The following is a 13938-nucleotide window of genomic DNA, read 5'->3' as shown; positions in this document are numbered from 1 at the left end:
TTATAACAAAAATCAGGCGACAATGTTCAGTAATTTAATTCGGTGATAAAGCGTGCGGCGCGGAATGCCCAACTCATGAACTACATCGTCAATTTTATGGCCGTGGCGATGCAGACACTCTTTGATCAGGCTGCGCTCAATACGCCGCAGACGATCTTTTAATAATGTGGCTTCGCCTTCGCCCGGCGTAATATTGCACAGCGGCGGCAAACGCAGCACGTGACGTTCCGCCGCGGCTTTCAATTCACGAATATTGCCGGGCCAGCTGTGCAGCAGCAGGGCTTCATCCAGCGCCAGCGAACGCGGTGGGATCGGCTGCTGCAGGCGCATAGCCGCCTCCTGGGTAAAGCGGCGAAACAGCGGAATAATCAGCTCGGCGTGCGACCTTACCGTTGGGGTTTCCAGCTTAATGGTCGACAGACGAAAATAAAGATCGCGACGGAAACGGCCCGCTTCTACCAGCTCGAGCAGTGGCGTTTGCGAAGCGGCTATAACTCGCAGATCCAGCGGCACCGGCTGCGTAGATCCGAGCCGATGTATAGCGCGGGTTTCCAGCACGCGCAGCAGCTTCGCCTGGAGGATAAGCGGCATGCTGTCGATTTCGTCCAGAAAAAGAATGCCTTTGTCGGACGCTTCTATATAGCCTGCCCGCGAATGGCTGGCGCCGGTGTAGGCACCAGCCATCACCCCGAAGAGCTCGCTCTCTGCCAGATTTTCCGGAATGGCCGCGCAGTTGACCGGGATGAGCGGCCCTTTAGCGCCGGAAAGCTGGTAGATGCGGCGAGTCAGGGTATCCTTGCCCGTCCCGGTTTCGCCTTCCAGCAGCAGATCGATTTTCAGCGGTGCAAGACTGTCGACCATGGGATGAAGGCTGGCGTGAATATCCGTTGCGATGCGTTCTGCGAGCACGCCCGGCTCGGTAAGCAATGCCGTGACCTTATCGTGACGGATATTGCCTGTCTCTTTCTCACTACCCGTTACCATATTTTCTCCTGTCTTCTTCTGGAGGATGCAGCTGCTGAGCATTAAGCAGAAATAATGCGCAACCAGAAGCGGACTGCTAAAGGGATGAGGCTTAACTTTCGTTTACTATTTACTAGCGCGACCTTGAGAGGCTATCAGTTTCCTCTGAAGTTGTTGTGGGGATCTCCGTGCGGCAAAGTAGGGAAATCCCTACAAAAAAAACGTGCGGCAGCGATAAGCCGATGTAAATAAGCGCATTATTTAGATTACAAAACGTTAAGGATGTGTAATTTAATTTACGTTAATTAAGACTTTGTCAGGGCCACAGGGAACAGATTCAGCCCGGCCGCCACCCAAAACCGAGACCAAGCCCTGGCGACAGGCATATTTCTAAAGCTCATTTACTCAACAGAGGAAGCGACATGAAAATAGGCGGCGGTTTAGGCGGTGCGTTGGGCAGTGGAAAAACGGGCAGCGCGGATAATCTGATTACGGATCTGGCTGGAAAGGGTAAGCAGAATGTTGGTCAAAATGGCTCAGGAGCCGGCAACCTGGGCAATGTGCTGAGTTTTGGCACTTCAGCGTTAAACGGTAGCGGTGGCCAGGGCGTACAGTTCGGCAACAGCGAAGCGCTTGCTCAAACCGGCGAAAACGGCAAAAGCCAGTCGGGCAGTAGCGAAAGCACTATTACCCAACTGCTGAATGCCATTCTGGAACTGCTGAAAGGCAGTGAAGCGAACAATGAGAAAAACGGCTCGGGTTCCGCTACGGGCAACGGCTCTTCCGGCACTCAGGAGGCCTCCGGCAGCGGCGATATCATGACCCAATTGATGGAAATGATTAAAAAGATGCTGGGTCAGTCTTCTGAAGGCGCGAACTCAACCGGGCAAAACGGGTCCTCGTCTTCGGGCGGCAATGAGTCAAAAGATCAAACCCAGGACAGTAGCGGGCTGGCCGCTAAGCTGGGCGGCGCGTTGCAGATGCTGGGCCTGGGCGCGATCCTTTCTGCTCTTTCCGGCGGAGCGGGCGCGCAGGGCGGTGGCGAAAGCAAACAGGAATAATTTCCGATGGGCGATCCTCGATCGCCCTTTTTCGATCAGGCGGGCAGAGTGCCTTTGCCGGTAGCGATGGTATTGGCGAAATCCATCACTTTATCAACGTAGGTCGCATCGCCCGTTCCCGTCTTAGAGATATCGCTTAAATCATTGGTGTTAACATTATTTGGCCCCGAGTTGTAGGCGCGTAGCGCTGCGCCCATGCTGCCGTCAAAAGCGCCAAGCTGCTCTTTCATATAGAGCGCGCCCGCCATAATGTTGTCGTGAGCGTTGTTCGGACTGGCGTTGACCCCCAGCAAATCCGGATTTTTACTCTGCAAGTCAGCAAAAGTGTTGCTGTTGACCTGCATCAGGCCCGCATCCTGTAACCCGTTGCCGCCGTTGACCGTCGCCGCGCCCAGATTACCGCGTGACTCCTGCCAAATCTGTGCTGCCAGCACGTTGGCCGGGACGCCGGTCGCCTGTGCCGCATCCTGAATATCGGCTTCGTAAGGCTTAAGTGAATCGGGAAGATGAAGGTCGCTGCTGCCGACAGAGAGCGCTGTAGAGCTACCTGAAGTCGCGCCTGCATTCTGCGTCTGCGCAGCGGAGAGCACAGGAATTTCAGGCGTTTGCGCCGCGCCGTTTTCCGCTGATGCCTGGCCAAAATTAACCGGCGTATTGCCGCCGCCTGTACCGCTGGCGTTGTTCTCGCCGCCGCTGGCCTGCTGGCCCTGAAGCAGCTGCTGAATCAGCGGCAGCACCGCCTTCAGAATTTCCGAGACCAGCTGCGACAGATCGCTGTTTTGCTGCTGCTGGCTGTCGTTGCCCAACAGACTTTCCAGCGAAGTGCCCTGACTGCCGGACTGCGCGAAGCTAATTGCCGAACCCGTTTTCTCATTAAGGGAGCCAGCGGTGTTTTGCTGCTGCCGTAGTTGCTCGCTGCCCGGGTCAGCAAGAAGCGGGGAAAAAGGATGACCAGATGAAACGGAGAGCATATCGGATTTCCTTATAACACAGAGGTAAATGGTAAAAGTGAGTGGCCTGCTTCGCGGGCAGGTTCCGCTTTAATGGAACTTCCGCTTTGGCCGCGCCACTTATTGCCACCAGTTCTCATACGGAAAAATTATGCCTTTTAATCTTTTTGGCACCTCCACCAGCGCCAGCCGCCACTCGCGCCAGCCAGATACGAAAGTGATGCTACCGGGCAAGCCTGGCCTGGAAGGCACGCATCATGGGCGCGTAATCACCGTTAGCGAAAGCCAGCAGCAGATCCTGAAAAAAGCCAACCGCTCAATTGAGGATACCTGGAAAGCGCTGGATAAAGGTTCTGCTAACCAAATTCACGATGTAATCCATACCCATGGCGGAGCGGTAAAGAGGACTGTTGCCTGCCGGGCAGAAGATACCTCTGCGGAAAGCCGTCCCTGGCGCGCCGCTCGTTTTCGTGCAGGAAACTGCGGTGAGATGGCGGCAGTAAACGGCCTGCTGCTGGCTTCTTCCGGCATCAGCGAGCCGGTAGCCGTTTGTAGCGCACTGGATGGCGATCACGCTTTTGTCATGGTGGGTGACAGGCGTATCAACGGCGAGCGCATCTATTCCGACGCCTGGCCGCTTTATGGCCGCGCCGATAAAGAACAGAATTACGACCTTTCCAAACGTTACCGTATCGTAAAAGAGTATGCGCCACAGGCTGCCAATCCCGAGGTCAGGGAACAGCTGCTGCATGGTGATAAGGCCAGCCGTGAAGAAGTTAACAGGATCTATCAGCGTGAAATGCGGCGGCAGGGCGAACCCATCGATAGCAGGGATCTTGGATCGCTGAAGCATATTGCCCGTCGGCACGGCGGCGGACTCTACCAGCAGTATCAGGCATCAAAAAATATCAACGTCTATTACCAGACCGAAAGTGGCGGTAACGACACGGAACTGAAGCCGGAAATGAAACGTTCCGTTTATGAGTCTCGCCGGCGGCGTCAGGATGATGCGACCCGCGAAGCGGTGGCGGAGCTGATGCGCAACGTCAATCGCGGCGTGTAAGTGATTCAGAAAGGAGGAAACATGGCCAGTGAAAACCGTCTTAAAACAGTGCTTGGGCCACTGCTGCGGCAGCTGCGCATTGATGAGTCGCAGCTGCCGCAGAGCGAAAGCTACGTGATGGAAACGCAGGAGATGACCCTGCAATGGGAAGAGAGCCCGCGTGATTACCTGACGGTAAGCTGTTTGCTGCCGATGCGTGAAAGCGACTTTAACGACGCCGCAACGCTGAATGTTTTGCTGCAATGCAATTTGCTGGGGCTGGCGCATCCGCCGGTGCTGACCGCGACGCTTCCAGAGCAGCAGAGCGTGCTGCTCTGGAGCCGGGCGCCTTTGATGCAGCTGGAGGCGCACCAGCTGCTGGCGCTGTTTGAGCGTTTTCTCGCCCAGGCGGAAAAAACAAAGCGCTTTTTACAACTCCCCGCGACAGAAAACGCGTGAAGTCAGGGCGCTGAAAAGAAAGGGCCGGCAGCGTCGGCCCCGGGGCGAATCAGTGCGGCTGTTCGAAACCTGCTTTCACCAGCTCTTCTCTGAAGGCATTGGTGATAGCGCGGTTGCCGCCGGTGACAGGATAGATAACGTTATTAACCACATCGTCCAGATAATGTTCGTTAAATTCCTGTAGCGTAAGCGGCGAGCCGCCTTCGTCATTGATAGCGATTGAACCCTGGATATGATCGCCGGCGTTTTGCGCCTTAAGGCTGTAGCGGCCCATACTGCTGTTGAGCGTACTCATAAGATCTCCTTGGTAACCGTGAGGGGAAGTCAAAGCCGGTGTAACCCTGATAAGTCTAGCCAGCAGCGCGCTGCCCATCTAAGAATCCTCTGTAAAGAAAGCGCAGAGTGCGATCGCCGTCGCGAAAAATTTTTAGCGGTGAAATTTTTGCTAATTCATTGATTGATATTATATTTTTGAGTTTCAGCCTCGTCGGCCAATTTTTACCGCGAATGGCGGCAACTTTATGCCTGTTCACGGCGAAACGGCGCTTTTACGCGGGGTGTCGGCGAAATGGCCGCGGGCTTGCGTAAGAAGCGGCTGACAGGAAAAAGCGTGCGAAAACAAGCGGGCCGGGAATCTTCATCTATACTCAAGGGGCTACAGAGTAGCGCTTTTTTTATCTGGCTGAGGAAAATGGAATGAAGATTATTCTCTGGATTATTGCGATTATTTTTATTGTCGGCCTGCTGACGCTCACTGGCGTATTCAAAGTCCTGTTTTGATAAGCCGTGGGGTGACAATACGCAGGTATTGTCACCTTTTGCCGGAAGACTTTGCTATGCCTGAAAGCGGCTTCAGGCTTTCTGGCGGGTGGCGGAAAAAATCCGCCTCTTCCGCCTGAGTAGAGGCTACGACCATCCGGAACAAACAATCTTTCAGCGTGATTGGCTTTCGGCAATGAGCGCATATTGCGCCGTGATGGTCGCCATAACGGTCGCCACGAACGGTGAAGATGATGCCCACGTGCCCGCATTTCCAGCATTTTATTCTCATGCCGGCTCCTTAAAAATTCTGTTAACCTGGAATAATCTTACCAAAAACAGTGGAATGATCGATAAATTATCTTTATCAGTTTCGCTCAATGATATTAACCCATAACAACATGATTAAAAAGGTATAACCTGACAGATTACCGTTGTTTACAATAAACAGACGATTAAAGTTATTTCATTTGACGCTTTTATTTGACTTTTTGGTTAATTATTCATTAAAAGCGCTAAATTAATGATCGAGATCAAATCATGTTGGTGAAAAAAGTGTTTATAAGCCAGAAGCAAAATAGGCTTTACCGCCGCTGCTTTTCTCTGCGGTAAAAAAACAGCGCCAGGCCGGGTAAAAAAGCGGGTCTATACATTAAAAAAGCCGGGATTAAAATTTGTTCACTGAGCATTCAGGAAACGTTTAAGTAAAGTAATTACAATAATGACCATTTTACAATATGCCTACGCCAGCCGCTTTTCGTCAGCAACGGCGTGCATTTTTTAACAACACTTTTTATGACCGGGTGAATCGAACATGAAACTTTCCCGCCTCTCTCTTGTGCTCCTGAGCCTTATCGGCGCCGGAAGCCTGGCCGCGCCGGTTCAGGCGCAGACGCTGGGAGCCGCCATTTCCGGCGGCTGGCAAACTTTCAGCGATAAAGTAAGTACAACCTGGAACGAGCCGCAGCAGTACGATCTCTACGTACCGGCCATTACCTGGCACAACCGGGCGACCTATGACCGGGCACATATCAATAAATACAATGAGCGGCCCTGGGGCGCAGGCGGCGGTATCTCCCGCTACGATGAAAAGGGCAACTGGAACGGTCTCTATCTGATGGCCTTTAAGGACTCCTTTAACAAATGGGAACCCTTTGGCGGCTACGGCTGGGAAAAAATCTGGCGTCCGCTCAATGACCAGGATTTTCGGCTGGGGCTGGGCTATACCGCAGGCGTGACGGCCAGAGACAACTGGAAATATATCCCGGTTCCGGCGGTGCTGCCTCTGGCATCAATAGGTTACAGCAAAGCGACCTTTCAGATGACTTATATTCCCGGCACGCACAACAACGGCAACGTCTATTTTGCCTGGTTCCGCTGGCAGTTTTAACCACTAAATTTATCTGAAAATATAATTAGTCTGCAAAAAAGGCGATATTTATCACTTTTTCGTGAATGGCTACTGGACAAAAGGCTCAGCAATTGCTGTACTAACTACCGACACAGTTTAGTGTCCATTTTTCATGTAAAGGTAATATAGATGTCTAAGATCAAAGGTAGCGTTAAGTGGTTTAATGAGTCCAAAGGATTCGGTTTCATTACTCCTGAAGATGGTAGCAAAGACGTGTTCGTACACTTCTCTGCCATCCAGAGCAACGGTTTCAAAACTCTGGCTGAAGGTCAGCGCGTAGAGTTCGAAATCACCAACGGTGCCAAAGGCCCATCTGCTGCTAACGTTGCCGCTATTTAAGTTATCAGACAGAATTCTAAAAACCCGCCGGATGGCGGGTTTTTTTTTGCCCTCAGGATGGCCAAAAAAGCGGGTAGTGCCGTCTGCCGCCAGCCCGCATGCGCCAAAACATTAACGCAGTTGATGACAAAGCCCCGGCTGGCGTAGCTCCACGTTTAGCCTTTGCTATGCACTTTTGCAGGAGCGGCCCCGGCTGGCTCTGCCATCTTCGCCTTATTCTGTAACAAAAGCGGAACCGGGCCGGCTTGCTTATCGCTTCAGGCAAGCTATATATCCTCTACACCGATCGAAGCTGAAGCCCTGAGCGGGCTGCGATGCACAGGAGAAACCATGATAATCAGACTGGCAAATACCCAGGACAGCTTTGCCCTGAGCGCCTTGCTCACCGAGCTGGGCTACGGCAATACCGAATCCTTTATCGCACGCCGCCTGGCCCAGCTGATGGACGATCGCGCAGAGCAGCTGCTGATTGCCGAGCAGGGCAGCACCGTGCTGGGCTTTCTTTCTCTGCATTTTATTCCTCAACTGGCGCTGGCCGGCGATTTCGCACGCGTCAGCTATTTCTGCATCGCCGAAGGCAAACGTAGCGAGGGCGCAGGACAGCAACTGTTAGCCCATGCCGAAAAGCTGGCGAAAGCGCACGGTTGCGATCGCATGGAAGTGCACTGTCATGAGCACCGCGTTAAAGCTAACGCCTTCTATGCGCGCGAAGGCTATCAGGAATCGCCACGCTATTTGATCAAAACACTTGCTGACCTATAGCGGGCCGGTTGCCAGCGCAAGGGCTTCCGCAATGCTGCCCACATCCTCTTCCATTAACATTGCGGTACTGACCCGAATAAACTGCCCGTTGCCGCTGCGGCAGCGCTCGCCTGGTAATACTGCGATCCCTCTTGCCGCCAATGTTATCATCGCGAACTGTTCGGACTGCACGGGTATGCAAATGCTTAGCCCGTCACGATCCGGCAGGTAAATTCCTTTTTTTTCCAGCTCGCCCAGCAAAAGGCGCCGCCGCTGCCGGTAGACGGCACGGGCATGCGCTATCTGTCGCTGCGTGCTTTCGTTCTGCAGCAGCCAGGCGACCGCTTGCTGAAGGATACGGCTGGTCCAGCTGGCACCAAAATTGCGCCATGACTGGATGCGCTCCACCAGCTGCTGCGGCCCGGACAGCACCGCCAGACGTAAATCCGGCCCGTAGGCTTTGGAAAAAGAGCGAACGTGCAGCGTCCGCTCGGGAAACCAGCGTCCAAGACTGTACAGCGGCTGGGCAGAAAGCTCGCCGATGCCGTCATCTTCAATAATCAACGTCGTGCTATTCGCCAGCGCTGCCGCCAGCGCTTCGCTGCGCGCCTGGCTGAGGGTATGGCCCGTGGCGGAATGGGTGCGCGGCTGATAGATCAGCGCCGCCGGATGTTTGTCCAGCAGCAGCGCCAGTGCGCCAGGCAGCGGGCCTTCTTCATCGCAGGCCAGCGGCAGGATCTCTGCACCAAGGTTATCCAGCATATCCAGCAGGCGGGTTGCGGTGGGATCTTCGATAACGATTTTGTCGCCCGGCCGGAACAGCGTCTGAATAATGCCGTTCATCGCATCAAAGCCGCCGTCCGTTGCCAGCCATGCTTCTGCCGGGCAGGGCCACTGCGGCTTTATCGCCGCCAGCAGCGCGGGCACGATAGCTTCGCGCTGATAGCTATTCAGCGTTGGACAGCTAATTCCTTGCAGCATGGCTGTTTTCAGATCGGGCAGCAGCGCAGGATCGGGCGAGGCCATTGCCAGATCGGCGCGGATCGCGCTGCCGTAGTTACCGATCTGTTCAAAGCGCAGCGGGCGCGGCGTCAGGCTGCCGCCGCAAACCCAGACGCCGCCGCGGCCTTTTCCGGCCACCATTTTTTGCCGCCGGAGCTGGCTCCAGGCGGCGGAAACGGTAGCCGGACTCACACCCAGCGCCTGCGCCAGTTCTCTGACCGGCGGTAGATGCGTGCCTGAAGGGATTTCTCCCTTTTCAATCAGCGCTGCTGTTTTGGTAGCAATGCCTTTAACTGAAACTTCAGTAAGGCGAGCCGCGAGCCAGGTCACATCCATAAGAAATCCCTTTGTTCAGTAACAAAGTAATTATTGTACAGATAATATTATCAACTTAGTATCAAAAACAGACAGAAATTCCCGCGCGCCGTTCTGGCCGCTTCCCGATAACAAGAGAGAAAGCATGGTAACGATCAGACTGGCGGTACGTGACTGGGACTATTTTACGCCGCTGGCGCTTGGCGATATTCGGCCTGAGGGCTTCGCGTTGGAGGTACATCGCGTGGGAACCCTGGTCAATGAGCTGGCCAGCAGCGAACTCTATGACGCGGCGGAAATCTCTTTTAGCCGTTATGCTCAGCTCAGGGCGAAAGGCGACAGCTCGCTGCTGGCGCTGCCGCATTTTCTGATGCGCGGCTTTCGGCAGCGCTGCATTATCACCACGGAAAACAGCCCGCTGGTTTCGCTGGCTCAGCTGAAAGGGAAAAGAATTGGCGTGACCGGCTGGCAGGATTCCGGTAATAGCTGGACAAGGGCGCTACTGCGGGAGGCTGGTGTGGAAATCAGCGACGCTTACTGGTTCGCTGGCAGGCTCACTGCGGAACATCCTGTAGTAGATCGGCTGGGCGGTTTTGGCGAGCCAGGCCGTATCGAAGCCGCGCCGGGCGAGCGTCCGCTGATCGAACTGCTACAAGCGGGCGAGCTGGATGCGGTCTTTACGCCTTTTATGCCGCAGGGTTTTTTCCTGCCAGGCTCGGGATTGCGCCAGCTACAGCGCGATTTTCGCGAGGCGGAGCTGGCTTACTTTAACCGCGTCGGCTATATCCCCGGCCATCATCTGCTGGCATTTAAGCCAGAGATAGCACAGCAGTATCCAACAATTCCCGCAGAATTAAGCCGGCTTATCGATCAGTCTGCACGTCTGTGGCATGAGAAGCGGGAAAAATATGCCGACACTACGCCGTGGTTGCTCGACGATCTACGTCGTACCGCGCAGGATTTGCCTGCCAGCTGGAACAGCAACGGGCTGGAGGCGAATCGCAAAATGATCGGGGATTTCGCCAGCGAGCTTTTCGCTCAGGGGATTATCGCCGAACGCCTGACGCCGGAAGCGCTGTTTCCGGCCTTTATTGAAGGGGATGCATGATGAAAGTTGCTTCAGGACAGTTTGCGGTTAGCCGCGAATGGCAGGAAAACGCCGCTACCTGCATCGATTTGATGGCGCGGGCGCTGGCAGGCGGCGCAGATCTGCTGGTGCTGCCGGAAGGCGTGCTGGCACGTGATATCGCCGACCCGGATCTGGTGTTAAAAGCCGCCCAGCCGCTGGATGGGCCGTTTCTTACGGAAATCTATGCAGCCAGCCGTGGCAACGATCTGACCACCATGATGACCGTGCATGTGCCTACCGACGATGGCAAAGCGCTGAACGTGCTGATCGCTATCCGCAACGGCGAAATTATCGCCCGTTACGACAAATTGCACCTTTATGATGCCTTCGCTATGCAGGAATCCCGCAACGTTAATGCCGGTAGCCAGGTGCCGCCGCTGGTGGAGGTTGCCGGCATGAAAGTAGGGCTGATGACCTGTTATGACGTGCGCTTTCCTGAGCAGGCGCGTCGGCTGGTGCTGGACGGCGCTGATGTCCTGGTGCTGCCCGCCGCCTGGGTGAAAGGGCCGCTAAAAGAGATGCACTGGGAGGTGCTGGTCACGGCGCGCGCGCTGGAAAATACCTGCTACGTGGTCGCCGTTGGCGAATGCGGCCCGCGCAACATCGGCTGTAGCCTGACGGTCGATCCGCTGGGCGTGGCGATAGCCAAAGCTGCCGAAGCGCCGATGCTGCTTTTTGCTGATTTAGATCCGGCCCGTATCGCGCATGCGCGCAGCGTCCTGCCGGTGCTGGAAAATCGCCGATTCGCTCGTCCGGAACTCAATTAGCGGAGAAAAAAATGAAAACAGTTACCGCTCTCGCCCTGGCCGCAGCTTTAAGTGCCGGGCTGGCTCAGGCCGCCGATGCTATTCCCGCGGTTAAGATGGATCAGGCGCTGCATGACCGTTTGCCCGCGGATATCAAACAGGCCGGCAAAATGATTTCGGTTAACAACGGCTCTTTTCCTCCTTATGAAATCGTCGAAGGGCCAACTTCCATGAGCGGCGCTTCCGCCGATCTGACCGAGGCGCTGGCGCAGCTGTTAGGAATTAAAATCGAACATGCCACCGTCAGCGGGCTGTCGGGCGTGCTGGCCGGGATTAAATCGGGCCGCTATCAGCTGGCGATCGGGCCGGTAGGCGACTATCCCGATCGCCAGCAGAAAAACGACTTTATCGATTACGTGCAGGAGTTTGTGGTTTTCGCCGTACAGAAAGGTAATCCGGCCAACATTAACGGGCTGGCGGATACCTGCGGCAAACGCATCGCGGTAATGGCGGCTGGCTCGGCAGAACAGGTGATTCGCAAGCAGTCGCAGGCCTGTACGGCGGCGGGCAAACCCGCGGTAACGGTGCAATCTTTTACCGATCAGCCTTCCTCAATCCTGGCCGTGCGCTCAAAACGTTCCGACGCCTTTTTCTCTTCTCAGGCGCCGCTGGTTTACTTCGTCGACCAGGCTCATGGCCAACTGGAGCTGACCGGGCAGGGCAATAAAAACGGCTTCGGCGATATTTTCCAGGGCACGGTAGTGCCGAAAAACTCTGAACTGGGCAAAGTGGTGCTTGATGGCTACAAAGCGCTGTTCGCCAACGGCACCTATGCGGCGATCATGAAAAAATGGCGGCTTGACGGCAATATGCTTGAGGCGCCGGGTGTCAATCTGGCCAAAGGAGCGACGCCATGAAAATTGCCGATACGCCTTCGCAAATCAGGGAAAATGAACAGCGCAATGTGGCTTTTGCCCGTGCGAGGCCAAATTATGGCAGGCTGATTTCCTGGATTGTCGTGCTGTGCGTAGCGGCAAACGTCGGCTGGCTGGTGGCGACTAACCCAAATTTTGAATGGAGCGTGGTAGGGCAGTGGTTTAGCGAAGCCTCGGTGCTGAAAGGGCTCCAGGTTACTTTGGGCTTAACCCTGGTGTCGATGATCGCCGGAACGCTGCTGGGTTTGCTGCTGGCGGTGGCGCGCCTTGCCAATAACCGATTGCTCAGCGGCCTGGCGGGCCTTTACATCTGGTTTTTCCGCGGCACGCCGCTGCTGGTGCAGCTGATTTTCTGGTACAACATGTCCACGTTGTTTCCCGTGGTGACGCTGGGCTTGCCTTTCGGCGGGCCAGTACTCGCCAGCTGGAATACTAACGATTTAATTACGCCGCTAACCGCCGCGATTGCCGGACTGGCGCTGAATGAGGCCGCCTATATGGCCGAAATTATTCGTGCCGGGCTACAGTCGGTTGAAAACGGCCAGGTAGAGACTACCCAGGCTTTCGGTATGAGCCGCGCCCGCGCGCTGCGTCGTATTATTATTCCGCAGGCGATGCGTTCAATTATTCCTCCCACTGGAAACCAGCTGATCAGTATGATTAAAGCGACCTCGCTGGTGAGCGTGATCGCCATGGGCGATCTGCTTTATTCAGTACAGTCGATCTATAACCGCACTTTTGAAGTAATCCCAATGCTGATGGTGGCGGTGATTTGGTATCTGTTGGTGACTTCCGTGCTTAACGTCGGCCAGTCGGCAATTGAGCGCTATTATTCACGCGGCGTACGTCGCGCCGTAGCGAAGCGGCCCGCAGCGGCTATCGCGCCTCGACCTTTACTGCATAAGGAGGATCTATGAATCAGCCGCTGGTGCGAGCACGCAACGTACAAAAAAGCTACGGTGACAACCAGGTACTGAAAGGCATAGATCTGGATGTGATGCCGGGCGAAGTGGTAGTGATCCTGGGGCCGTCCGGCTCAGGGAAGTCCACTTTCCTGCGCTGTATTAACCACCTTGAAGTAATGGACGCCGGTTCGATTATGCTGGGCGACGAGCAGATAGGCTATGAGCTGAAAAAAGGGCGCCTCCAGCCGCTTTCCGCGCGACAGGTCGCTCGCCAGCGGCAGCGTATCGGCATGGTTTTCCAGCAGTTCAATCTCTATCCGCATATGACCGTGCTGCAAAATATTATCGAAGCACCTGTAGGCGTGCACGGGCAGTCACGGCAGCAGGCGACCGCCTGTGCAAGCGAGCTGCTGGCAACAGTGGGATTAAGCGATAAGGCAGACGCCTGGCCCAGGCATCTTTCCGGCGGTCAGCAGCAGCGTGTTGCTATCGCCAGGGCGCTTGCTATCCAACCGGCGCTGATGCTATTTGACGAGCCGACCTCTGCGCTCGATCCCGAACTGGTTGGCGAGGTATTAGCCACTATGCGTAAGCTGGCGGATCGGGGATTGACCATGATAGTGGTTACGCATGAAATTGGCTTTGCCCGCGAGGCGGCGGATCGTGTGGTTTTTATGGATGGCGGCGTAGTAGTGGAGCAAGGCCCGCCGGAAGAGGTGCTGGTAAATCCACGCCATCCGAGATTTCAGGCTTTCCTGAGCCGTTTTATCTGATATCATTCTCAGGGCCTTTGTGCAGATATTACTCTGTTACAGCTGGCGGTTGTATTGACCGACGATCTGCGCGTTAATACACTTCAATGGTTATTGACCCTTACCGGTCCGGTTAAAAAAGAAGGTGTGTATGGAAGGTATCAGTATTGCCAAACTGCTCATTATTGGCGCTCTGATTGTTTTACTTTTCGGAACCAACAAGTTACGTTCGCTTGGCGGCGATCTGGGCTCGGCGATCAAAGGCTTTAAAAAGGCGATGAGCGACGACGACACCTCCGCGAAGAAAGCGCCTGTCGCTGAAGAGAAAGCGGCTGAGCAGGTTGCTCATAAAGAGTAACGCCCCGCCAGCAGCGATAAAAAAACGGATGACGAGGTCATCCGTTTTTGTTTGTGTTGCAAATATGTAAA

General features: G+C 54.9%; 17 protein-coding genes. 13 read left to right on the top strand and 4 right to left on the bottom strand.

The features are described 5' to 3' along the window. Positions 1-12 precede the first annotated feature (12 nt). On the bottom strand, positions 13-984 hold the full coding sequence (locus tag ACETPC_RS21145) for a sigma 54-interacting transcriptional regulator (protein ID WP_380184439.1): 972 nt from the start codon (positions 982-984) through the stop codon (positions 13-15). Between the two features lie 401 nt (positions 985-1385). On the opposite strand from ACETPC_RS21145, the gene ACETPC_RS21140 reads away from it, so the two are divergent. Further along, on the top strand, positions 1386-2024 hold the full coding sequence (locus ACETPC_RS21140) for a hypothetical protein (RefSeq protein ID WP_380184438.1): 639 nt from the start codon (positions 1386-1388) through the stop codon (positions 2022-2024). A gap of 35 nt (positions 2025-2059) precedes the next feature. Here ACETPC_RS21140 and ACETPC_RS21135 read toward each other — a convergent pair whose 3' ends face one another. Further along, on the bottom strand, positions 2060-2995 hold the full coding sequence (locus ACETPC_RS21135) for a lytic transglycosylase domain-containing protein (protein ID WP_380184437.1): 936 nt from the start codon (positions 2993-2995) through the stop codon (positions 2060-2062). 130 nt (positions 2996-3125) lie between these two features. Here ACETPC_RS21135 and ACETPC_RS21130 point away from each other — a divergent pair, with 130 nt between their 5' ends. Next, positions 3126-4037, top strand: a complete 912-nt coding sequence (locus ACETPC_RS21130; protein ID WP_380184436.1) for a hypothetical protein — start codon at positions 3126-3128, stop codon at positions 4035-4037. Between the two features lie 21 nt (positions 4038-4058). After that, a complete protein-coding gene (locus ACETPC_RS21125) occupies positions 4059-4475 on the top strand; it encodes a CesT family type III secretion system chaperone (protein ID WP_380184435.1) in 417 nt (138 codons plus the stop codon). A 49-nt stretch (positions 4476-4524) separates the two neighbouring features. On the opposite strand, the gene ACETPC_RS21120 is transcribed toward ACETPC_RS21125, so the two are convergent. Beyond that, positions 4525-4770, bottom strand: a complete 246-nt coding sequence (locus tag ACETPC_RS21120; RefSeq protein WP_380184434.1) for a hypothetical protein — start codon at positions 4768-4770, stop codon at positions 4525-4527. 573 nt (positions 4771-5343) lie between these two features. On the opposite strand from ACETPC_RS21120, the gene ACETPC_RS21115 reads away from it, so the two are divergent. The 4 genes from ACETPC_RS21115 to ACETPC_RS21100 all read left to right on the top strand — a co-directional run bounded on the left by ACETPC_RS21115 (position 5344) and on the right by ACETPC_RS21100 (position 7746). Then, positions 5344-5631 carry a hypothetical protein gene (locus ACETPC_RS21115; RefSeq protein ID WP_380184433.1) on the top strand — a complete coding sequence of 96 codons (288 nt, stop codon included), beginning with the start codon at positions 5344-5346 and terminating at the stop codon, positions 5629-5631. A 417-nt stretch (positions 5632-6048) separates the two neighbouring features. Further along, positions 6049-6624, top strand: coding sequence for a lipid IV(A) palmitoyltransferase PagP (pagP, locus tag ACETPC_RS21110; protein WP_380184432.1), 576 nt, complete (start codon positions 6049-6051; stop codon positions 6622-6624). Positions 6625-6774: 150 nt separating this feature from the next. Further along, positions 6775-6984 carry a transcription antiterminator/RNA stability regulator CspE gene (cspE, locus tag ACETPC_RS21105; RefSeq protein ID WP_004156612.1) on the top strand — a complete coding sequence of 70 codons (210 nt, stop codon included), beginning with the start codon at positions 6775-6777 and terminating at the stop codon, positions 6982-6984. Between the two features lie 330 nt (positions 6985-7314). Continuing rightward, positions 7315-7746: a GNAT family N-acetyltransferase gene (locus ACETPC_RS21100; RefSeq protein WP_380184431.1), complete on the top strand. Its 432-nt coding sequence runs from the start codon at positions 7315-7317 to the stop codon at positions 7744-7746. Here ACETPC_RS21100 and ACETPC_RS21095 read toward each other — a convergent pair. Next, positions 7741-9063 carry a PLP-dependent aminotransferase family protein gene (locus ACETPC_RS21095; RefSeq protein ID WP_380184430.1) on the bottom strand — a complete coding sequence of 441 codons (1323 nt, stop codon included), beginning with the start codon at positions 9061-9063 and terminating at the stop codon, positions 7741-7743. The two genes, ACETPC_RS21100 and ACETPC_RS21095, sit on opposite strands and share 6 nt — an antisense overlap. Positions 9064-9187: 124 nt before the next feature. Between ACETPC_RS21095 and ACETPC_RS21090 the strand changes: the two genes are divergently transcribed. The 6 genes from ACETPC_RS21090 (at position 9188) to tatE (ending at position 13867) form a co-directional block, all read left to right on the top strand. Beyond that, positions 9188-10150: a nitrate ABC transporter substrate-binding protein gene (locus ACETPC_RS21090; RefSeq protein ID WP_380184429.1), complete on the top strand. Its 963-nt coding sequence runs from the start codon at positions 9188-9190 to the stop codon at positions 10148-10150. Next, a complete protein-coding gene (locus ACETPC_RS21085; RefSeq protein WP_380184455.1) occupies positions 10150-10938 on the top strand; it encodes a deaminated glutathione amidase in 789 nt (262 codons plus the stop codon). The genes ACETPC_RS21090 and ACETPC_RS21085 overlap by 1 nt, the downstream gene beginning before the upstream one ends. 11 nt (positions 10939-10949) lie before the next feature. After that, positions 10950-11834, top strand: a complete 885-nt coding sequence (locus tag ACETPC_RS21080; protein WP_380184428.1) for an ABC transporter substrate-binding protein — start codon at positions 10950-10952, stop codon at positions 11832-11834. Beyond that, positions 11831-12769, top strand: coding sequence for an amino acid ABC transporter permease (locus ACETPC_RS21075; protein WP_380184427.1), 939 nt, complete (start codon positions 11831-11833; stop codon positions 12767-12769). Before ACETPC_RS21080 ends, ACETPC_RS21075 begins: the two co-directional genes overlap by 4 nt. After that, complete coding sequence (locus ACETPC_RS21070; protein WP_380184426.1) at positions 12766-13530, top strand: amino acid ABC transporter ATP-binding protein; 765 nt, start codon at positions 12766-12768, stop codon at positions 13528-13530. Before ACETPC_RS21075 ends, ACETPC_RS21070 begins: the two co-directional genes overlap by 4 nt. A 130-nt stretch (positions 13531-13660) precedes the next feature. After that, entirely contained in the window at positions 13661-13867 is a 207-nt protein-coding gene (gene tatE, locus ACETPC_RS21065) for a twin-arginine translocase subunit TatE (protein ID WP_125288552.1), read from the top strand. Positions 13868-13938 lie beyond the last annotated feature (71 nt).

This window comes from Pantoea sp. sgz302252, from assembly GCF_042610525.1.
GTDB lineage: Bacteria > Pseudomonadota > Gammaproteobacteria > Enterobacterales > Enterobacteriaceae > Erwinia.
Note: the sequence above shows the minus strand (reverse complement) of the source record. Positions and strands in the feature narration are given on the sequence as shown.